This is a genomic window from Vibrio sp. ES.051, assembly GCF_002563795.1.
Taxonomy (GTDB): domain Bacteria; phylum Pseudomonadota; class Gammaproteobacteria; order Enterobacterales; family Vibrionaceae; genus Vibrio.
The window spans coordinates 643,263-664,034 of record NZ_PDJL01000006.1 but is presented as its reverse complement, the minus strand read 5'-3'; the positions used below and the strand labels follow the sequence as shown (position 1 = coordinate 664,034).

Annotated in this window: 18 protein-coding genes; 8 read left to right on the top strand and 10 right to left on the bottom strand. The window is 46.8% G+C overall.

The features are described 5' to 3' along the window. Window positions 1-26: 26 nt before the first annotated feature. Together ATG66_RS20265 and ATG66_RS20260 are read right to left on the bottom strand one after the other, a co-directional pair. Complete coding sequence (locus tag ATG66_RS20265) at window positions 27-971, bottom strand: LysR family transcriptional regulator (protein WP_098417083.1); 945 nt, start codon at window positions 969-971, stop codon at window positions 27-29. Between the two features lie 164 nt (window positions 972-1,135). Beyond that, the gene (locus ATG66_RS20260) at window positions 1,136-1,318 is read right to left on the bottom strand and encodes a hypothetical protein (RefSeq protein ID WP_098417081.1); all 183 of its coding nucleotides are present in this window, start codon (window positions 1,316-1,318) and stop codon (window positions 1,136-1,138) included. A gap of 132 nt (window positions 1,319-1,450) precedes the next feature. On the opposite strand from ATG66_RS20260, the gene tusA reads away from it, so the two are divergent. Continuing rightward, window positions 1,451-1,699: a sulfurtransferase TusA gene (gene tusA, locus ATG66_RS20255; protein WP_098417080.1), complete on the top strand. Its 249-nt coding sequence runs from the start codon at window positions 1,451-1,453 to the stop codon at window positions 1,697-1,699. Between the two features lie 42 nt (window positions 1,700-1,741). Here the strand turns inward: tusA and ATG66_RS20250 are convergent, their stop codons facing one another. Continuing rightward, complete coding sequence (locus ATG66_RS20250) at window positions 1,742-2,002, bottom strand: hypothetical protein (RefSeq protein WP_098417079.1); 261 nt, start codon at window positions 2,000-2,002, stop codon at window positions 1,742-1,744. A gap of 161 nt (window positions 2,003-2,163) precedes the next feature. Further along, window positions 2,164-2,718, bottom strand: coding sequence for a TMEM165/GDT1 family protein (locus ATG66_RS20245; RefSeq protein WP_098417078.1), 555 nt, complete (start codon window positions 2,716-2,718; stop codon window positions 2,164-2,166). Window positions 2,719-3,204: 486 nt separating this feature from the next. Here ATG66_RS20245 and glyQ point away from each other — a divergent pair, with 486 nt between their 5' ends. From glyQ to ATG66_RS20225, 4 genes are all read left to right on the top strand, one after another. Then, window positions 3,205-4,122 carry a glycine--tRNA ligase subunit alpha gene (glyQ, locus tag ATG66_RS20240; RefSeq protein ID WP_098417076.1) on the top strand — a complete coding sequence of 306 codons (918 nt, stop codon included), beginning with the start codon at window positions 3,205-3,207 and terminating at the stop codon, window positions 4,120-4,122. A 13-nt stretch (window positions 4,123-4,135) separates the two neighbouring features. Then, the gene (gene glyS / locus ATG66_RS20235; protein WP_098417074.1) at window positions 4,136-6,202 is read left to right on the top strand and encodes a glycine--tRNA ligase subunit beta; all 2,067 of its coding nucleotides are present in this window, start codon (window positions 4,136-4,138) and stop codon (window positions 6,200-6,202) included. Between the two features lie 219 nt (window positions 6,203-6,421). Continuing rightward, window positions 6,422-8,506, top strand: coding sequence for an alpha-amylase (locus ATG66_RS20230; protein ID WP_098417073.1), 2,085 nt, complete (start codon window positions 6,422-6,424; stop codon window positions 8,504-8,506). A 228-nt stretch (window positions 8,507-8,734) separates the two neighbouring features. Continuing rightward, window positions 8,735-9,988 carry a valine--pyruvate transaminase gene (locus tag ATG66_RS20225; protein WP_098417071.1) on the top strand — a complete coding sequence of 418 codons (1,254 nt, stop codon included), beginning with the start codon at window positions 8,735-8,737 and terminating at the stop codon, window positions 9,986-9,988. A gap of 84 nt (window positions 9,989-10,072) precedes the next feature. On the opposite strand, the gene ATG66_RS20220 is transcribed toward ATG66_RS20225, so the two are convergent. The 6 genes from ATG66_RS20220 to dnaA form a co-directional block, all read right to left on the bottom strand. Further along, the gene (locus tag ATG66_RS20220; RefSeq protein ID WP_098417069.1) at window positions 10,073-10,510 is read right to left on the bottom strand and encodes an Hsp20 family protein; all 438 of its coding nucleotides are present in this window, start codon (window positions 10,508-10,510) and stop codon (window positions 10,073-10,075) included. A gap of 516 nt (window positions 10,511-11,026) precedes the next feature. Next, complete coding sequence (locus ATG66_RS20210) at window positions 11,027-11,461, bottom strand: GreA/GreB family elongation factor (RefSeq protein ID WP_098417065.1); 435 nt, start codon at window positions 11,459-11,461, stop codon at window positions 11,027-11,029. Between the two features lie 359 nt (window positions 11,462-11,820). Continuing rightward, window positions 11,821-14,238: a DNA topoisomerase (ATP-hydrolyzing) subunit B gene (gyrB, locus tag ATG66_RS20205; protein ID WP_098417063.1), complete on the bottom strand. Its 2,418-nt coding sequence runs from the start codon at window positions 14,236-14,238 to the stop codon at window positions 11,821-11,823. Between the two features lie 13 nt (window positions 14,239-14,251). Beyond that, entirely contained in the window at window positions 14,252-15,331 is a 1,080-nt protein-coding gene (recF, locus tag ATG66_RS20200) for a DNA replication/repair protein RecF (protein ID WP_098417061.1), read from the bottom strand. A gap of 9 nt (window positions 15,332-15,340) precedes the next feature. Then, window positions 15,341-16,441 (bottom strand): DNA polymerase III subunit beta, encoded by a 1,101-nt coding sequence (gene dnaN, locus ATG66_RS20195; protein WP_098417059.1) that lies wholly within the window; start codon window positions 16,439-16,441, stop codon window positions 15,341-15,343. A 63-nt stretch (window positions 16,442-16,504) separates the two neighbouring features. Further along, window positions 16,505-17,911, bottom strand: a complete 1,407-nt coding sequence (gene dnaA, locus ATG66_RS20190; RefSeq protein ID WP_098417057.1) for a chromosomal replication initiator protein DnaA — start codon at window positions 17,909-17,911, stop codon at window positions 16,505-16,507. Window positions 17,912-18,329: 418 nt separating this feature from the next. On the opposite strand from dnaA, the gene ATG66_RS20185 reads away from it, so the two are divergent. From ATG66_RS20185 to ATG66_RS20175, 3 genes are all read left to right on the top strand, one after another. After that, the gene (locus ATG66_RS20185; protein ID WP_098417056.1) at window positions 18,330-19,076 is read left to right on the top strand and encodes an amino acid ABC transporter substrate-binding protein; all 747 of its coding nucleotides are present in this window, start codon (window positions 18,330-18,332) and stop codon (window positions 19,074-19,076) included. Between the two features lie 115 nt (window positions 19,077-19,191). Further along, the gene (locus ATG66_RS20180) at window positions 19,192-19,863 is read left to right on the top strand and encodes an amino acid ABC transporter permease (protein ID WP_098417054.1); all 672 of its coding nucleotides are present in this window, start codon (window positions 19,192-19,194) and stop codon (window positions 19,861-19,863) included. Continuing rightward, the gene (locus ATG66_RS20175) at window positions 19,860-20,597 is read left to right on the top strand and encodes an amino acid ABC transporter ATP-binding protein (RefSeq protein WP_098417052.1); all 738 of its coding nucleotides are present in this window, start codon (window positions 19,860-19,862) and stop codon (window positions 20,595-20,597) included. The genes ATG66_RS20180 and ATG66_RS20175 overlap by 4 nt, the downstream gene beginning before the upstream one ends. The last annotated feature ends 175 nt before the right edge of the window (window positions 20,598-20,772 follow it).

Here is a 20,772-nt window from a genome sequence, read left to right as displayed (position 1 = left end):
AGAGCCGGCATTGCTGGCTCTTTTTGTTAGCGGTTCAGTCCCATGTCTTCAATACGCTTAGCAATCAAGCGGCTACATTCTTCACGTACAATGGTTCTTAACCACTCTTGAGCGGGAGAGTGTTCGCAGCGCGCATGCCAGATCATCGAATACTCAAAAGGGGTAAATTGGAATGGCAGTGGCTTCACCACCAAGTCATAACGCTCAGCGACTAAATAGGCTAAGTCAGCAGGCACAGTAATAATGATGGGTAACGTATCGACAATCGCCAGCGCAGCTTCCAAATGATACGCACGCAACACCATTTTACGCGGAGGTTGATCGACCAAAGCTTGTTCAATGAGGGTGCTCACACCATCACTGATCGCGATCATCGCATGAGGATGGTTTAAATAGTCATTCAAATTCATGTCTTTATCCGCCAACGGATGTTGTTTGGATAACAAACACAACACACTAACTCGACCTAAGATCTCACTTCGTAACGGCGCTATAGGGTGGGTTGGGCGACAAATCGCTAAGTCCGCCCCTTCATAGGTCAGTTGATCGGCTAATCGATCGTGCTGTAGCGGCAAGAAATTAAATGATACATGGGGAGCTTCCTGATAAATACGCGGCAAGGCAAAAGGTAAAATCGCTTGCATCGCATAATCTGTGGTCGCGATCTTGAATGTCTGCTCACATTGCTGCGGGTCGAATTCAATCGGCGATAATAACTGGCGCAGCGACTCTAAAGGCTCACCCAATAAACGATCGATTTCCAAGGCTTTTTGAGTTGGAATCAAATGCTGACCCTGGCGAGTAAACAACGGGTCGCCCAACAAATCACGCAAGCGGCCAAGCACTCGACTCATCGCTGATTGGCTTAAATTTAAACGTGTTGCCGCTTTACTGACACTGCTCTCTTCAATCAATACTCGCAATGCGACTAATAAATTCAGATCTCGGCGGTAGATGTCTTCTAGTTCCACGATTTGCTACTGACTCTTTAAGGTTTGAGTAAATTGTACTCTTCGAGCAAAAAAAATCCCGCCTTTCAGCGGGGAAGCCCAAGAAAAATGGGGATAGTGTCGGAATGAAGTGTCGTAAGAAATAGGTGAGCGGTATGAACGTGTTGTGGTTGAGGCAAGAAGCGCTAATTTTCTTGCTCTGATCCACCTGACCATTTGTGCATCTCAATCCAAATCCCAGTAATAGTGGCCATCATACCGATTAAAGGCATCAATGAGGTGTCAGCTGACGTCTTAAAGACCAATGCACAAAACGAGAGAAAACACAGCACAGAGTAAATCGTAAGTCTGTCTAACGCGGTCACCATTGTCCTCCCTTGTTATTTGTTACCAACTTGTTAATTTAAGGTAAAACAAAAAATTCACTTTGCCAAGAGGCTATTGAATATTTTTTCAACGAACGTAGAATTCACCGCTAAGTTAGTTACGAGAATCACACTATGAGCTTTAATCCTGAACTGGCGACAAAGACATTAGAGGCGGAAGGACTGCGCTGCCCGGAGCCAGTGATGATGGTCAGGAAGACAATTCGCAACATGCAAGATGGTGAGACTTTGCTGGTCAAAGCCGACGACCCATCCACCACTCGAGACATTCCGAGTTTCTGCCGTTTTATGGATCACCAATTAATGGCGGCACAAACGGAACAAGTTCCGTATCAGTACCTGATCAAGAAAGGATTGGTATAACTGGGTCGAATTAAAAACGGCAGCCAATAGGCTGCCGTTTGTTTATTCATCGTATTCGAGTGTGCGAACTTCCGATTGAAGCTTGTTGAGTTGTTTTTTCATTGCCCGCATCTCTTCATGCATCGGGATGATGTGAGCAACACGAATCCACGCCTCGACGGTTAACCCAGTAAGAACGAACGATCCTGCCACAATCGGTAACCACATATCGGTTAATACCATGGCTAATAAGCACAGCGCTAAACCAAAAGTGAATAAATAACTCTGATTTTTTGGGGACATCCCCATGTAACGTGTAAGCATAAACTTGCCCTCTCGCTATCATTCACATCATTAAACTACCATGACAAGTATGACACTAATATATCATCCGTCACGTAACGGAACGATTTTCGCTCAGAGTTTCAAGCGACACACTGCTCCACTAGTTATTGATAATTCGCACCATTTTATAAAATGAAAAATTAGACCAATGCTGCGCCAATCGCTAGTGCAATAAACAGGAACGCGGTCACCTTACGGATCAGAGCTAAAGGCAACTTATCCGCAGACAGTTTACCAATCAGCACCACAGGTATATTGGCCAGTAACATACCGATGGTGGTTCCCAAAATCACCCAACTCAGCGCATCCGCGTATTGTGCGCCTAGGATAGAGGTCGCAATTTGCGTCTTGTCGCCAATCTCAGCCACAAAGAAAGCAATAAAGCTGGCAATAAACGGACCGCGATTGGAGATCGGCTCGTCATCATCCAACTTATCAGGAATCAGTACCCAAGCCGCCATGGCGACAAAGCTGACCACCAGCACCCACTTTAAAATATCCGGTGATAAATAGTCAGCGACAACCACGCCTAACCATGCCGCCAAAGCGTGGTTGGCAATGGTTGCCAAAAAGATGGCGGCAATAATTGGGATTGGTTTGCGGTAACGGCTGGCGAGTAATAGAGATAGCAATTGGGTCTTATCGCCAATTTCTGCTAACGCTACAGTAGTAATTGAAATAGCTAAAACGCTCACGACATGCTCATTGGGGCAGGGATTATGATATTGAACCAAAGACAAACCTCACGCCCCTACCCCGGTTCGTGATGATTTGTCTAAGGTCTTGCTAAACTTGAAAGGCTTCAAGTCTCGAACGCCATGGTGATTTTGCACCAATTATGTTGACGAACGAACCAGATGAAACAGAAACTTCACCGGGTAAGCTACTCCCCAAAGACGGGCGCAATTCTAGCCACCTTTGATGGGCATCTCAAGCGTCAATACATGTGAAAACTCCCTTTTAAGAAAATTTAGACAAATAAGCCATTAAATTTCGATTAAAGGAGAAAGATGCCCACGAATTAATCAAGATTTGCTCTACTCCCATGCTCAATATCTCGGTATACTAGATTGTTAATTTATTCAACCAAAATTACTCTTTATCACCTTTATTAGCGTTGAAAAACTCGCTATATAAAGGACAGATTAACGAGTAACAAGAGAATCGCGCGAACCTGACTTATGCAAAAATACGATATCAAAACCTTCCAGGGAATGATCCTCGCGCTGCAGGATTATTGGGCTCAAAATGGTTGCACCATAGTTCAACCACTCGACATGGAAGTGGGTGCGGGTACCTCTCACCCAATGACCTGTCTACGAGCGCTTGGCCCAGAGCCAATGTCGACAGCTTATGTACAACCTTCACGTCGTCCAACTGATGGCCGTTACGGTGAAAACCCTAACCGTCTTCAGCACTACTACCAATTCCAAGTAGCGCTAAAACCATCGCCAGACAATATTCAAGAGTTGTACCTTGGCTCCCTTGAAGTTCTTGGTATTGACCCACTGGTTCACGACATCCGTTTCGTAGAAGACAACTGGGAAAACCCAACACTCGGTGCATGGGGTCTAGGCTGGGAAGTTTGGCTCAACGGCATGGAAGTGACTCAGTTCACTTACTTCCAACAAGTTGGCGGCCTTGAATGTAAACCCGTGACTGGTGAAATCACTTACGGTATCGAACGTCTAGCCATGTACATCCAAGAAGTAGACTCGGTATACGACTTAGTCTGGAACGTGGCGCCTGACGGATCGAACGTTACTTACGGTGATATCTTCCACCAAAACGAAGTGGAGCAATCGACTTACAACTTCGAACACGCTGACGTAGATTTTCTATTCACTTTCTTCGATCAGTGCGAGAAAGAGTGTAAAGAACTGCTTGAGCTTGAGAAGCCACTGCCGCTTCCTGCTTATGAGCGCATTCTAAAAGCGGGTCACGCATTCAACATCCTTGATGCGCGCAAAGCGATCTCGGTTACCGAGCGCCAACGTTACATCCTTCGTATCCGCAACCTAACCAAAGCAGTTGCAGAAGCATACTACGCATCACGTGAAGCGCTTGGCTTCCCAATGTGTAAGAAAGAACAAGCGTAAGAGGTAGAGTAACATGGCAAAAGAATTTCTAATCGAGCTAGGTACCGAAGAGCTACCACCAACGCAACTTCGTACGCTAGCTGAAGCATTCGCAGCAAACTTCGAAGCAGAACTAAAAAGCGCTGAGCTTGCTCACGAAGGCGTGAAATGGTTCGCGGCACCTCGTCGTCTGGCGCTAAAAGTCGCGGCACTAGCAGAAAGCCAATCAGACAAAATCGTTGAAAAACGTGGTCCTGCGGTTTCTGCAGCATTTGACGCGGAAGGCAACCCAACAAAAGCGGCTCAAGGCTGGGCACGCGGTTGTGGCATCACGGTTGATCAAGCAGAGCGCATGGTAACCGACAAAGGCGAATGGCTACTGTTCAAACAAGAAGTGCAAGGTAAGCCAACAACTGAAATCGTCGTTGAACTTGCAGCGAAAGCCCTAGCAAATCTACCTATCGCAAAACCAATGCGCTGGGGTAACAAAACCACACAATTTATCCGTCCAGTTAAGACCCTCACCATGCTCATGGGCAGCGATCTCATCGAAGGCGAGATCCTTGGTGTTGCATCAAGCCGTACTATCCGTGGTCACCGCTTCATGGGTGAACAAGAGTTCGCTATTGATTCTGCTGAGCAGTACCCTGCGATCCTAGAAGAGCGCGGTAAAGTCATGGCCGATTACGAAGCACGTAAAGCCATCATTCTCGCAGACGCACAAAAAGCGGCAGCAGAAGTTGGCGGTATCGCTGACCTAGAAGATGATCTAGTAGAAGAAGTCACCTCTCTGGTGGAATGGCCCGTGGTACTCACCGCGAAGTTCGAAGAAGAGTTCCTAACTGTGCCTTCTGAAGCATTGGTTTACACCATGAAAGGTGACCAAAAGTACTTCCCAGTCTATGACGAGAACAACAAACTGCTTCCGAACTTTATCTTCGTTTCAAACATCGAGTCGAAAGAGCCTCGTTACGTAATCGAAGGTAACGAGAAAGTAGTTCGTCCTCGTCTTGCTGATGCCGAATTCTTCTTCAACACAGACCGTAAGCATCCGCTTATCGACCGTCTGCCAGAATTAGAGCAAGCGATCTTCCAAAAGCAACTAGGGACGATCAAAGACAAAACCGACCGCATCACCGAGCTTGCTGGCTACATTGCAGAGCAAATCGGTGCTGACGTTGAGAAATCAAAGCGTGCTGGTCTACTAGCAAAATGTGACCTCATGACCTCGATGGTATTCGAATTTACCGATACTCAAGGTGTCATGGGTATGCACTACGCTCGCCACGACGGTGAAGCAGAAGAAGTTGCAGTCGCACTGAACGAGCAATACATGCCTCGTTTCGCAGGCGATGAACTGCCATCTAACGGCGTGTCAACCGCAGTTGCAATGGCTGACAAGCTGGACACTATCGTCGGTATCTTCGGTATCGGTCAAGCGCCAAAAGGCAGCGACCCATTCGCACTACGCCGCGCATCGTTAGGTGTACTACGTATCATCGTTGAATACGGCTACAACTTAGATCTCGTTGACCTAGTAGCGAAAGCAAAATCACTGTTCGGTGACCGTCTAACCAACGACAACGTTGAGCAAGACGTAATTGAATTCATGCTTGGTCGTTTCCGTGCTTGGTACCAAGACGAAGGCTTCAGCGTCGACATCATTCAAGCGGTTCTAGCGCGTCGCCCGACGAAACCAACAGACTTCGACCAACGTGTTAAAGCAGTTTCTCACTTCCGTGAACTAGAAGCGGCAGAGTCTCTAGCAGCTGCGAACAAACGTGTCGGTAACATCCTCGCGAAATTCGACGGCGAGCTTGCAGATGAGATTGACCTCGCCTTGCTACAAGAAGACGCAGAAAAAGCACTAGCAGAAAGCGTTGAAGTCATGACTGAAGCGCTAGAGCCTGCATTTGCAACCGGTAACTACCAAGAAGCCCTAAGCAAGCTAGCAGACCTCCGTGAGCCAGTGGATGCGTTCTTTGATAACGTAATGGTAATGGCAGACGACGAAGCGCTTAAGAAGAACCGCCTGACACTACTAAACAACCTACGTAACCTGTTCTTACAGATCGCAGACATCTCTGTTCTTCAAAAGTAATTCATTACTGATTCAGAAGTCATTAAGAGATAAGTAAAAGGGAAGCATCGGCTTCCCTTTTTTGTTGCCTTCAAATGGAGATAACTGGTTCTTATTATTCATTTTGTGAACAAGGCAAAAATTTGTAGGGTGAAACGCGTTTAACTTGTTGCTGTAGAGCTCGGATTGTAGAGGCACAGTTTTGCTATAACAGGACTGTTTATTCGGGGGAAGGACACAATGAAAAAAACAGTTATCGCACTCTCTATCGGACTACTGAGTGCCTGCAGCCAGATTCCAGAAAATGCCATCGCATTAAGTGTAGGAGACAATACCGCCGTCTTCGAACCAAACGCTGACGGCTTAGTTGTCGCCGAGCAAAAACTAGAAAAAGGCAGCTACACCTTTACCATTGCCGACAGCAACCAAACCTGTGGCAGCAGCTTTGCTTTGGCAGAAGAAGATCGCATCAAATTCAATCGTCCGTTAAAAATGGATAACTGCGCCACCGATGCCAAAATACCGCTGCGCATCTTCAAAGCCAACATCTACCAATTTACGCTTAATCCAGACACTAACGAGCTGACGGTAAAACTCAAGCCCAAACAGAACCAAGACATTACCTACTCTTGCCCTATCGCAACCGATACGCCAAAAACCATCAACGTTGCCCAAACCTTTAATGATGACACGGTCGTTCGTGATGCGCTCACCGGACAACAAGCCACCGTCGCCAATGGCAGCGTAACCATGCAGCCAGGCCCGATGAGCCAAGGTCTGTTGTTGCTAGAAGAGGTTGAGCAGCAAGCCGAGAAACCTTTCAATTGGGATAACGCAACGGTCTACTTCGTGATGACCGACCGTTTCTACAATGGCAATCCAGATAATGACAACAGCTACGGTCGCAGCAAAGACGGCAAGCACGAAATCGGTACCTTCCACGGTGGTGACTTAGCCGGTCTGACGAAAAAGCTCGATTACATCGAATCACTTGGCGTGAATGCCATTTGGCTCACCTCGCCGCTTGAGCAAATCCATGGCTGGGTTGGCGGTGGTGACAAAGGCGACTTTAAACATTACGGTTATCACGGCTATTACCATCAAGATTGGACCAAGCTCGATGCCAACATGGGTACCGAAGAGGAACTCAGAACCTTCATCGATACCGCGCACAAGAAAGGCATCCGCGTGATCTGGGATGTGGTCATGAACCACACTGGCTATGCGACATTGGCCGACATGCAGGAATTTGGATTTGGTCAGCTTTACCTTGATGAGCAAGAAGCTAAAGAAATCCTTGGTGAGAAATGGACTGATTGGCAGCCAAAATCCGGTCAAAGCTGGCACAGCTTTAACGACTACATCAAATACGGTGATGACGAAGCGTGGAATAAATGGTGGGGCAAAGATTGGATTCGCACCGACATTGGCGATTACGATGCGCCGGGATACAACGACATCAACATGTCTTTGAACTTCCTACCCGATCTCAAAACCGAATCGACGCAAAAAACGGGGTTGCCTAACTTCTTCCACAATAAAGACACCAATGCGCAAGATGCGTTGAAAACCCCACGTGAGCATCTGATTACGTGGCTATCGGATTGGGTACGGGATTACGGCATTGATGGCTTCCGCGTCGACACCGCCAAACACGTCGAAATGCAGGCGTGGGAAGAACTCAAAGCCAGCACCACTCAAGCACTGGCACAATGGAAGGAAAACCACCCTGATAAAGCGTTAGATAACTTGCCATTCTGGATGACGGGTGAAGTGTGGGCGCACAGCGTGGTGAAGAGTCCATATTTTGATAATGGGTTTGATTCGATCATCAACTTTGAATTCCAATCCGACGTCGCACCAAAAGCGCTGAAATGCTTTGCTCAACTTGATAGTGATTACCACCGCTACGCAGAACGTATTAACTCGGATCCGGAGTTCAACGTGTTGAGCTACCTGTCTTCACACGATACACAGCTGTTTTGGTCAGCACGCAGCCGCAGCTTTGATGACCAAGCACGTGCCGCCAATGCGTTAATGCTGGCACCGGGTGCGGTGCAAATCTATTACGGCGATGAGATCGCCCGTGATTTTGGCATTACAGGCTCAGATGCTCACCAAGGTACTCGCTCAGATATGCCATGGGATAAGATTCATGGTGAACGCGAAGACTTGCTGCAACACTGGCAAAAACTGGGCGAGTTTCGTCAACGCCATCCTGCTGTTGCACAAGGTAAGCACATCACACGCCATCAAGAAGGGTATTACGCATTCGAGCGTCAATACCAAGACGACAAAGTGCTGATCGTCTACACGGGCGAATAGCCGATTCACTCCACCAGCAAGGGAAGCAACGCGCTTCCCTTTTTCATCACCTCTTTCTGTGCAAGCTTCCCTCACCAACCCTGATGACAAACTTTTTCCTTGTTCGAGTAAATTCACACTTTGCGTCGTAATAACATTAGGGTAAGGTCAAGTATTACTCTATGAGCTGGTATTTCGTCAGTATTCAAAATACATAAAGCAATCACTATGAATTAGGTATAAGTACGCATGCAGTTTTCAAAGTTTGGTGAAAAATTTAATCAGTATTCAGGTATTACGCAGTTAATGGACGATTTGAATGATGGTCTACGCACACCAGGTGCCATTATGCTCGGTGGAGGTAACCCCGCCGCCATTCCTGCCATGCTCGACTACTTTCACCAAACCAGTGAAGAAATGCTCGCCAGTGGCGAACTCGTTGCTGCTCTCGCCAATTATGATGGCCCGCAAGGTAAAGATGCATTTGTAAAAGCGCTCGCGCAATTATTTCGTGAAACCTACGGTTGGAACATTTCAGAGAAGAACATCAGCCTAACCAACGGCAGCCAAAGCGGGTTCTTCTACTTGTTCAACTTGCTGGCAGGGAAGCAGCCAGACGGTTCACACAAGAAAGTCCTTCTGCCGATCGCACCTGAATACATCGGCTATGGGGACGCGGGCATTGATGAAGATATCTTTGTCTCTTACCACCCAGAAATCGAGCTACTCGACAACGGATTGTTTAAATACCACGTCGATTTTGAGCAGCTAACCGTCGACGACTCTGTTGCGGCCATCTGTGCATCTCGCCCAACCAATCCAACGGGTAACGTACTGACCGACGAAGAAGTACGTAAGCTGGATAAACTCGCACGTGAGAATCACATTCCGTTGATCATCGATAACGCCTACGGTTTGCCGTTCCCGAATATCATCTTTGAAGATGTCGAGCCGTTCTGGAATGACAACACCATCCTATGCATGAGCCTATCTAAGCTTGGCTTACCGGGGGTGCGTTGCGGGATTGTGATTGCGAGTGAAGAAATCACTCAAGCGTTAACCAATATGAATGGCATCATCAGCTTAGCACCGGGCAGTCTCGGCCCGGCACTGGCAAACCACATCATCGGTAAAGGCGATCTGCTTAAACTGAGTTCAGAGGTGATTAAGCCGTTCTACAAGCAGAAGTCGCAACGCGCGGTTGAATTGCTGCAACAAGCCATTACCGATGAGCGATTCCGCATCCACAAACCGGAAGGCGCTATCTTCTTGTGGTTATGGTTTGATGAGCTGCCAATTACGACAATGGCGTTGTACCAACGCTTGAAAGCGCGTGGGGTATTGATTGTTCCGGGTGAATACTTCTTTATTGGTCAGCAAGACGAGTGGGAGCATGCTCATCAATGCTTGCGCATGAACTACGTGCAAGACGATGAAATGATGCAGAAAGGCATTGCGATCATCGCGGAAGAAGTGGAAAAGGCTTACCAACAAGGTCTGTAATACGCAATAATCGCTTCGACGACTCCAATTAAAAAGAGCGCCAACTGGCGCTCTTTCTCACTCTATAGGGCAGTCACTCGCTGATTAGTTATTTTCTAGCAAGCTATTGCTGCCGATAGCAATTTTACGTGGTTGCATTGCTTCTGGAATTTCACGAACCAAATCAATGTGCAGTAGCCCATTTTCCATCGAAGCGCCGGTCACTTTCACGTAATCCGCTAGTTGGAACTTGCGTTCGAAGTCGCGCTCGGCAATGCCTTGGTAAACGTAGTTTTTACCTTCTTCCGCTTTACGCTCCCCTCTCACAATCAACATGTTTTCGTTTTGAGTCAGGTCGAGTTGGTCTTCAGAGAACCCTGCAACTGCCATAGTAATACGGTAGTTGTGATCGTCCTGTTGTTCAATGTTGTATGGAGGGTAACCGCCAGATGCATTTTTCGCTGTGTTGGCTTCCATCAGATTTAGCAGACGGTCAAAACCAATGGCATTACGGTATAGTGGTGAGAAATCTACATTACGCATAAATCTATCCTCTTAATTAAGCAATAGTCTTAGCTCAGATGACGTTCATCCAACTGGCGTGTTGATGCAAAAACCAACGCCGAGCTAAGAGATCCTTATTATTCTGCAGGCCTTCGTTTGGCTCGGAGACATAATAAGAAATCTAAAGGTTTAAGTTGTGTGCTAAAACACCATATCCTCTTTGGAGCAATCGGGTTTTAGCGATTTCAGAGGCCAGTCTTCTAATTTCTTAGCAAGCCAGTCATCCTCTTCACAACTAGATATAAGGTCGTCAAAAATGACTTTCAAGGGGAAAAATAAAAATTTTAAACGCATTTATTATGCTCGCTAACAAGCGAAGCTAACCCGCATGTTACGACCTTGAGTGAAAAAGCCCACCTATCTGGTGGGCTCAATCCGTGCTCTACTTACGCGATGATTTACGTGCTTTTACGATGCTTTTTTCTCCCGCTTTTTCCTGTTTTAACTTACGCTTTTCTTTAAGACTTAACTGCGGTTGTTTCTTGTCTTTTTTACTCATGACTTCACCTCTATAGACTGACACAACATACAGCTACACAGCAGTTGTTGAGCTGGTGGCTGTGATTGATGCACAATTTCAGTAATCACAAAGCAGCGTCGCTGGTTAAAAATCTCTATTTCGAACCTGTCATTCTGAGCTCGCCCTAATAAGTTCGCTCCCAAGTAGGAATCAACCGCAAGCATGCCCATTAAAGGCTCGCTTTTGCGAGAGTCAACCAACGTCATCCGATATTGATACGAACGCTCAATATCCATGAAACGAACCATATCGCCGACGACAATGCGGGCTAAATTACGGCACCTCGCTTGTCGTTCGTAAGCTTCAAATAGCAACAATAATCTCAATGGTGACTGGTAAGTAAAAAAGCGACTGGTTAACCACCACGTTCTCAGCGCCAAGCAGCACACTGAGAACCAGCGTTCAAACATGATTATTTCCTTCTTAATGCCTTGTCTTACAGATAATTCAGTGCATTGGACCGGAAGTGCGCCACCTCCGGCTTAATTCAGGAAAGTCATCACCATTTGTCTCAACCTCTTATTTGTAAGCTCTCCAGCACTATAGCGAGAGGAAAAAAGAAAGCAAAAGCACCAAAGCGCACAAAGTGGCGAAGAAGCAATAAAACAAATATAAAATCGCAACATTGAGTACAGCGTTGGCGTTTTGTACCGGAAAAGCAGAAGACTTGGAATAAAGTGGCGATTTACCCCTCATAAAAAACAAAAAAAAGCAGCGATAAATCGCTGCTTTTTAATGATGATTATTTCGCTATGAAGAGCAGGGGTTGTTACACGTCTAGGTTTGCAACCTTGAGTGCATTCTCTTCGATAAAGTTACGACGCGGCTCAACTTGATCACCCATTAGTGTCGTAAACAGTTGGTCTGCGCCTACGCCATCTTCAATCGTGACTTGCATCATGCGACGTGTTTCTGGATCCATCGTCGTTTCCCACAGCTGGTCGGGGTTCATCTCACCGAGACCTTTGTAACGCTGACGGCTTAGACCTCGCATGGACTCTTTAACCAACCACTCTAATGCTTCTGCAAAGCTAGAAACCGCAAGCGTTCGTTCACCACGTTTGATGTAAGCCCCCTCTTCTAACAGCCCATCCAACGCTTCTGATAAATCCGCCAGTTTGCCGTATTCTTTCGAGTTGAGAAAATCAACGCTAATCGCATGCTCATGAGTCACACCATGAGTACGCACGATAATCTTAGGTAGGTTTAAGCCCAGTTCAGCGTGTTGCTCGACTTGATAGCTGTATTGGCTTGCACCCACTTCTTTCGCGTTTAGCTGTTCGATAAGCTGCTTAGTCCACGCTTCTACTGCCGCAGCATCGTGACACTGTTCTGGCGTTAGACGAGGGGTGTAAATCAGTTCGTTCACTAACGCACTTGGGTAGCGGCGGCTCATGCGCTCTGCCAGCTTAATACCTGCATTGTATTGTTGCACCATTTTCTCTAACGCTTCACCCGCCAAAGCTGGAGCATCAGGATTGACATGCAGAGCGGCGTTGTCCAGTGCCAATGAGACTTGGTACTGATTCATCGCTTCTTCGTCTTTAATGTAATGCTCTTGTTTGCCTTTTTTCACTTTGTATAGCGGTGGCTGAGCAATGTACACGTAGCCTCGCTCAATAAGCTCTGGCATTTGACGGTAGAAGAAAGTCAACAATAGGGTACGGATGTGCGAACCATCGACATCCGCATCCGTCATGATGATGATGTTGTGGTAACGCAGTTTATCTGGGTTGTACTCGTCACGACCGATACCACAACCAAGCGCGGTGATTAGTGTTGCTACCTCTTGCGAAGACAGCATCTTATCGAAACGGGCTTTCTCTACGTTCAGGATCTTACCTTTTAACGGTAGGATTGCCTGATTCTTACGGTTACGACCCTGCTTAGCACTGCCGCCTGCAGAGTCACCCTCCACAATGTAAAGTTCAGAGAGTGCCGGATCTTTTTCCTGACAATCCGCCAATTTACCTGGAAGGCCGGCGAGATCGAGCGCACCTTTACGACGCGTCATTTCACGTGCTTTACGTGCTGCTTCACGCGCACGCGCTGCATCGATGATTTTCGAACAAACCATCTTCGCTTCAGTTGGGTTCTCTATCAAGAACTCTGATAGCTTCTCACCCATTGCAGATTCAACCGCGGCTTTCACCTCCGAAGAAACCAGCTTGTCTTTGGTTTGGCTTGAGAACTTAGGATCGGGCACCTTGACAGAAACCACCGCCGTGAGACCTTCACGTGCATCATCGCCTGAGGTCGCCGTTTTCGCTTTCTTGGAAAAACCTTCTTTATCCATAAAGTTGTTCAACGTACGAGTGAGCGCTGATCGGAAACCAGCAAGGTGAGTACCACCATCACGTTGAGGAATGTTGTTGGTAAAACAGAAGATGTTCTCTTGGAAACCATCATTCCATTGCATCGCCACTTCCACTGAAATGCCATCTTCGCGCTCAAAGTTGAAATGGAAGATTTTATCGATAATGGGTGTTTTGTTGGTATTTAGGTGATCAACAAATGCTTGAATACCACCTTCATACATGAAGTGATCGTGTTTATCCGCTTCACGCTCGTCAACCAGTTTGATTGACACGCCAGAGTTAAGGAACGATAACTCACGTAGACGTTTCGCTAAGATATCGTAATGGAACTCAGTGTTGGTGAAGGTTTCAGAACTTGGCCAGAAACGGATCGTCGTACCGGTTTTATCAGTCTCCCCCACCGCTGTTAGTGGCGCTTGAGGCTCACCATGACGGTAAGTTTGGGTATAAGTATGGCCACCACGATGAATAGTCAGCTCAACTTTCTCAGACAGTGCGTTTACTACTGAAACACCAACCCCGTGAAGACCACCAGAGACTTTGTATGAGTTATCGTCGAACTTACCACCCGCGTGAAGTACCGTCATGATGACTTCTGCTGCAGAGACATTTTCCTCTGAGTGGATTTCTGTTGGAATGCCACGACCATCATCGCTAACGGAAACCGAGTTATCCTCATGAATTGTCACAACGATGTCTTTACAGTGACCTGCCAACGCTTCATCAATTGAGTTATCCACCACCTCGAAAACCATGTGGTGAAGGCCGGTGCCGTCGTCCGTGTCGCCGATGTACATTCCTGGACGCTTACGTACCGCATCCAGACCCTTCAGTACCTTAATACTCGATGAATCGTAATTTTCAGACATGAGTTTCTCTCTTCTAGTTTGACTCTATCCTGCCGTGTTCCACATGAAACAATTTACCATTTTCGTCCAACATATCGGCGATCTGGTTTTCAGTGATAGAGCTTACAAATACTTGTGCACCCGTCTCTTTTAAGCAGTCAGCAAGACGCTTGCGACGTTGGCTATCTAATTCCGACGCGAAGTCGTCAATTAGGTAAATGCATTGTTTACCGGTCATTTGCGTCAGGTGTTGCCCTTGCGCGACACGCAATGCACACACCATGAGTTTTAATTGACCGCGTGACAGAACATCTTCAACGGGCGTTCCGTTCACTTTAATGCGCAAATCAGCTTTATTTGGGCCACTAAAGGTGTATCCCAAGGCCTGATCGCGCTCAAAATTCTTTTCTAGTATCTCTTGGTATGGGGTATCTTTATCCCAGCCTCGATAATACTTCAATTGGATCTCAAATTCTGGCAAAAATGTCTGACAGAGACTTTCTGCGACCGTTTTCATCTGTTCGATATAATACGCTCGCCACTGACTGATGTTTTCTGCCAAACGCGCCATTTCCCGATCCCAGTAACTGAGCTCTCGATAACCATTGGCGCTTTTTAACAGTGCGTTTCGTTGTTTGTTGAGTCGTTTAAACCGACCCCACGCTTGATAAAATGCAGGCTCAGTATGAAACACGCCCCAATCAATAAACGCACGCCGATGTTTTGGTCCATCAGTCAATAAATCAAACCCTTCCGGGTGTATCAACTGCAGAGGCAGCACTTGTGCCAACTGCGCTAATTTCTGCCCAGATTGACCGCCTATTTTAACCTCTGTCGAGCCATCACGCTGCTTATTAATGCCGATAGGTAGCTCAAATTGATCCGAGTTCAAAAAACGACCATGAACAAACAGCTCATCGCACTCATTTTGTATCACTCGCCCGGTTAAAGAGCTCTTGAATGAGCGGCCATGCCCGAGCAGATACACCGCTTCCAAGACACTGGTTTTACCGCTGCCATTCGGCCCGATAAGAAAGTTAAACCCTGCTGATAACGCAATATCACAGGCTTTAACATTGCGGAACTGCTGAATGATGAGGCGAGAAAGAGGCATTCAGTTGGCTTATAGACGGATTGGCATCACCACGTACATGGCACTGTCATCGTCCGCATTTTCAATCAACGCACTGGCGTTGGCATCCGACATCGACACGCGCACATGTTCACAACGCAGTGTATTCAGAACATCCAAAACATAACTGACATTGAAGCCGATTTCGATGGCGTCACCCTCAAAGGTCACATCCAGCATCTCTTCCGCTTCTTCTTGCTCTGGGTTGTTGGCGGTAATGCGCATTTCGGTATCCGCTAGGTTGACTCGAACCCCTCGGAATTTTTCATTTGATAGAATCGCAGCTCGAGAAAAGGCTTGGCGCAATTCATCACAACTCGCAACTAAGGTTTTGTTGGTGTTTTGCGGCAATACGCGGCGATAATCAGGAAAACGACCATCAACCAATTTAGAAGTGAAGGTAAAATTATTCACTTCAGCACGCACATTAGAGTTACCAATTTGCAATACCACAGGTTGTTCTGGCGCATCCATCAACTTAACTAACTCTTGGACACCTTTACGCGGCACGATAATTTGCTTTTGCGCAAAATCCGCCCCGAGCTGGGTTTGCGAGACCGCCATCCGGTGACCATCGGTAGCCACACTGCGTAGTGTTGTCCCCTCAATTTCAAACAGCAGCCCATTGAGATAATAACGAACGTCTTGGTTCGCCATTGAGAACTGTGTTTTTTCAATCAGTGCACGTAGATCCGCTTGGGTTAGTGAGACTTCCACTTCACTTTGCCAATCTTCGATATTGGGGAAATCATTGGCTGGGAGCGTGGCTAATGAAAAACGGCTACGGCCAGAACGAACTTGCACACGATCGCCTTCGAGTACGAAAGTGATGATCGCATCATCCGGCAGGCCACGGCAGATATCAAGAAACTTACGAGAAGGAACGGTAATACTGCCCGTTTCACAATCCCCTTCTAGCGTCACTTTGCTCACCAATTCCACTTCTAGATCGGTTGCGGTCATCGACAACACGTTCTCTTCTACTTTGAGCAGTAGGTTACCTAAAATTGGCAGAGTTGGTCGGCCACCTAAAGCGCCCGAAACTTGCTGTAGCGGTTTGATTAAATGACTACGTTCAATGGTAAATTTCATGCTTGGCTCTTTACGCTGTCAGCTTAATAAATGATTGGCTTAGAATACGGTTATTCTAACCGATTACGAAGACAGGGTGCGAATCAAGTTTGAGTAATCTTCTTTAATATCGTGGCTCTCTTCACGCAGCTGCTCAATCTTGCGACACGCATGCAATACGGTCGTGTGGTCACGACCACCAAATGCATCCCCGATCTCAGGCAAGCTGTGGTTAGTCAGCTCTTTAGCCAGTGCCATCGCCAACTGACGAGGACGAGCAACTGAACGAGACCGACGTTTAGACAGTAGATCCGCAATTTTAATTTTGTAGTATTCCGCCACCGTCTTCTGAATATTGTCAATGGTGACAAGCTTTTCTTGAAGCGCCAGTAAGTCGCGCAGCGCTTCACGCACAAAATCGATCGTGATTGGACGACCAGTAAAGTTGGCATTGGCGATGACGCGGTTCAAGGCGCCTTCCAGCTCACGGACATTAGAACGTAAACGTTTCGCAATAAAGAATGCCACTTCATCGGCAAGGTGGATTTGATGGTCTTCCGCTTTTTTCATCAAGATCGCAACACGCGTTTCTAACTCAGGAGGCTCAATCGCAACCGTGAGACCCCAACCAAAACGCGATTTAAGACGATCTTCGACACCGTTGATCTCTTTTGGGTAACGGTCTGAAGTCAGGATGATCTGCTGGTTGCCTTCAAGCAATGCGTTAAAGGTATGAAAAAACTCTTCTTGCGAACGCTCTTTATTCGCAAAAAACTGGATATCATCGATAAGCAATGCGTCAACACTGCGGTAATAACGTTTGAATTCTTCAATCGCGTTATTTTGTAGCGCTTTTACCATGTCTTGCACAAAACGCTCAGAGTGCATGTATACCACTTTCGCATTTGGCTTGTTATCCACAATCGCATTACCCACCGCATGCAATAAGTGCGTTTTACCTAAACCCGTACCACCATATAAGAACAAAGGATTGTAGGCTGCACCCGGGTTACCCGATACCTGACGTGCCGCTGCCAAACCAAGCTGGTTCGACTTACCTTCCACAAAGTTGTTGAACTTGTGCTTTGGGTTTACGTTTGAACGGTGATGAATGTTCGCAATAGCCTGTGCGTCATCGTCCCACATTTTATGTACAGGTTTCCGTGCCTGTAATTGGGCAGGGGCAGACGATTCTGCCGCCACATCAGCGGGTGTGCGTGTCGGTACCGGTTTAGGTTTAGAAACAGGTCGGCTACCTACTTCAAAACGCAAGTTAGGGATATCGCCACCACAGTAATCCTGCAGTAACCGAGTAATACTGTTCAGATACTTATCACGCACCCAGTCCAACACAAAGCGGTTTGGCGCGAATAGAGTGAGAGTATTGTCATTGAGCTCCGCTTGTAGCGGACGAACCCACATGCTGAATTCTGTAGCTGGTAGCTCTTCTTGAAGCTGCTGCATACATTGCAGCCAAAGCGAAGATGACACGGTGCCCCCACTGAGTAGTTGGATTATCGGAAAAGACTGGCAATTTTACCTGTTGATAACCAAGATCGCCAGCGATTGATCGATGATCCAGTGAATAAGATCCAAGTTATGCACAATTGTTTCTGCAAATTAGATGAGATCACCACACCTTACCCCTACTTTACCCACACAACGATCCACATTGAATGAAAAAGGTAAGATCAAGCGACTGGTGATAAGTCTGTGCATTATTTTATTAGCCACCGCGATTTTGTCGATCATCGATAGCTATAATCCGATCGCATTTTTATCATCTTCGCCATCAGTCTTCTATCATTTGAGTACTTATTACTCTCTGGTCTAGGTTATTGCTCTTGGTTATTTATCATTAAGCTGACTAACAGTAGTATTTCCAACCATAAAATTATGGAGATGTATTATGAAAAACTGGATTAAGGTTGCCGTTGCAGCCATCGCTTTGTCTGCCGCTACCGTTCAAGCGGCGACTGAAGTCAAAGTTGGCATGTCAGGTCGTTACTTCCCGTTTACTTTTGTTAAACAAGATAAGCTACAAGGCTTTGAAGTCGACATGTGGGATGAAATCGGCAAACGCAACGATTACAAGATCGAATACGTTACCGCCAACTTTTCTGGCTTGTTTGGCCTGTTAGAGACAGGCCGTATTGATACTATCTCTAACCAGATTACGATGACTGACGCACGTCAAGCGAAATACCTATTTGCTGATCCGTATGTCGTCGATGGCGCACAGATTACGGTACGTAAAGGCAATGACAGCATCAAGGGTGTTGAAGACTTAGCCGGTAAAACCGTTGCTGTCAACTTAGGTTCAAACTTCGAGCAGCTGCTTCGCCAGTACGATACAGATGGAACCATCAACATTAAAACGTACGACACTGGTATCGAACATGATGTGGCACTCGGTCGCGCTGATGCGTTTGTGATGGACCGTTTATCCGCCCTAGCCCTGATCAAAAAAACGGGACTGCCACTCAAGCTTGCTGGCGAACCATTTGAAACCATTCAAAACGCATGGCCTTTCGTTGATAACGAAAAAGGTCGAAAACTGCAAGCCGACGTAAACAAAGCATTGGCTGAGATGCGTGCAGACGGTACCGTTGAAAAAATTTCAGTGAAATGGTTTGGCGCCGACATCACGAAGTAAGAACTCTTTGTACTTTAGGACGCAAAGTGGTATCACTCTCGGCCTAAAATTGACTCATAGTAAGGTGGAACACGGTTTTCCACCTTTTCTTTTCTCTAGCCTTTAGGTAAGCCGTATGGGATTTGACTTTAATTACATGTTGGAATTGCTGCCGATATTACTGAAATATCTCGGCACAACCATGGAAATGGCGACGTGGGGGTTAGTATTTTCACTGATTTTATCCGTCATTTTAGCCAATATTCGCGTATTTAAACTGCCAGTGCTTGATCAATTAAGTCAACTGTACATTAGCTTCTTCCGTGGCACCCCGCTTTTAGTTCAACTTTTCCTGCTTTATTATGGCTTGCCGCAAATCTTCCCCTTGATGGTCGGCATCGACGCTTTCTCAGCGGCGGTTATCGGCTTGACGTTGCACTTTGCCGCTTATATGGCAGAAAGCATTCGTGCCGCCATTATTGGTATCGATCGCAGCCAGATGGAAGCCAGCTTGTCTGTTGGCATGACAACCTCACAAGCAATGCGTCGCGTAGTCTTGCCGCAAGCAACGCGTGTCGCCCTGCCTTCGCTGATGAACTACTTCATCGATATGATTAAGTCGACGTCCCTTGCCTTTACGCTTGGCGTAGCAGAAATTATGGCCAAAGCGCAGATGGAAGCCTCATCGAGTTTCCGCTTTTTTGAAGCCTTCCTCGCGGTTGCATTAATTTACTGGGGAGTAGTGGTCATTTTGACTCGCGTGCAGACTTGGGCAGAAGTGAAACTGAATAAGGCGTACGTACGATGATCAAATTAGAAAATATCCACAAACGTTTTGGTGAGACAGAGGTATTGAAAGGTATTAACCTCGATATCCAACAAGGTGAGATCATCGTTATCATCGGCTCAAGTGGTACAGGTAAATCCACCCTACTGCGTACCGTGAACTTTCTTGAACAAGCCGATGAGGGCCGCATCTCTATAGATGATGTTTCTGTGGATGCGCAGAAGCACACGAAAGCAGAGGTGCTTGCTCTGCGTCGGCGTACTGGCTTTGTATTTCAGAACTATGCGCTGTTCGCCCACATGAATGCTCGCCAAAATGTTGCTGAAGGTCTGATCACCGTGCGTGGCTGGAAAAAAAGTGACGCGCTGAAACGCGCCCAGCAAATTTTGGATGATATCGGTCTGGGAGATAAAGGCGACAGCTACCCAGCCGCCCTCTCAGGGGGGCAGCAGCAACGTGTCGGTATTGGCCGTGCAATGGCACCGCAACCAGAGTTGTTATTATTTGATGAGCCGACATCAGCGCTGGATCCAGAACTGGTCGGCGAAGTTCTTTCTTTAATGAAGCAGTTAGCGAACCAACATCAAACCATGCTGGTGGTAACGCACGAAATGCAATTTGCGAAAGAGGTCGCGGATCGCGTGATCTTCATGGCGGAAGGAAACATTGTCGAACAAGGTTCTCCACAGGATATTTTCAATAATCCACACGATCCTCGTTTGAAAAAATTCCTTAACCAAGTCGGGATAGAGTAACGATCTGGCATCAAGATCGATTGATCCTTGAGATTTCACTCACACTACGTATAATCGCCCAGCCGGAATTTCGTACTCATTGAGTCATTGACACATTATGTGAGTGTGATTACAATTCCGCCTCTTTGTTGAGAGGCGTCGGTTTTTCTTCTCTATATAAAGAGTTTCTTTATGA

Bases quoted from the DNA above. Each gene is read 5' to 3' on its own strand.
- ATG66_RS20260 (WP_098417081.1), bottom strand. From the start codon at position 1,318: ATGGTGACCGCGTTAGACAGACTTACGATTTACTCTGTGCTGTGTTTT.
- tusA (WP_098417080.1), top strand. From the start codon at position 1,451: ATGAGCTTTAATCCTGAACTGGCGACAAAGACATTAGAGGCGGAAGGA.
- ATG66_RS20250 (WP_098417079.1), bottom strand. From the start codon at position 2,002: ATGCTTACACGTTACATGGGGATGTCCCCAAAAAATCAGAGTTATTTA.
- glyQ (WP_098417076.1), top strand. From the start codon at position 3,205: ATGCAAAAATACGATATCAAAACCTTCCAGGGAATGATCCTCGCGCTG.
- glyS (WP_098417074.1), top strand. From the start codon at position 4,136: ATGGCAAAAGAATTTCTAATCGAGCTAGGTACCGAAGAGCTACCACCA.
- ATG66_RS20230 (WP_098417073.1), top strand. From the start codon at position 6,422: ATGAAAAAAACAGTTATCGCACTCTCTATCGGACTACTGAGTGCCTGC.
- ATG66_RS20225 (WP_098417071.1), top strand. From the start codon at position 8,735: ATGCAGTTTTCAAAGTTTGGTGAAAAATTTAATCAGTATTCAGGTATT.
- ATG66_RS20220 (WP_098417069.1), bottom strand. From the start codon at position 10,510: ATGCGTAATGTAGATTTCTCACCACTATACCGTAATGCCATTGGTTTT.
- ATG66_RS20210 (WP_098417065.1), bottom strand. From the start codon at position 11,461: ATGTTTGAACGCTGGTTCTCAGTGTGCTGCTTGGCGCTGAGAACGTGG.
- gyrB (WP_098417063.1), bottom strand. From the start codon at position 14,238: ATGTCTGAAAATTACGATTCATCGAGTATTAAGGTACTGAAGGGTCTG.
- recF (WP_098417061.1), bottom strand. From the start codon at position 15,331: ATGCCTCTTTCTCGCCTCATCATTCAGCAGTTCCGCAATGTTAAAGCC.
- dnaN (WP_098417059.1), bottom strand. From the start codon at position 16,441: ATGAAATTTACCATTGAACGTAGTCATTTAATCAAACCGCTACAGCAA.
- ATG66_RS20185 (WP_098417056.1), top strand. From the start codon at position 18,330: ATGAAAAACTGGATTAAGGTTGCCGTTGCAGCCATCGCTTTGTCTGCC.
- ATG66_RS20180 (WP_098417054.1), top strand. From the start codon at position 19,192: ATGGGATTTGACTTTAATTACATGTTGGAATTGCTGCCGATATTACTG.
- ATG66_RS20175 (WP_098417052.1), top strand. From the start codon at position 19,860: ATGATCAAATTAGAAAATATCCACAAACGTTTTGGTGAGACAGAGGTA.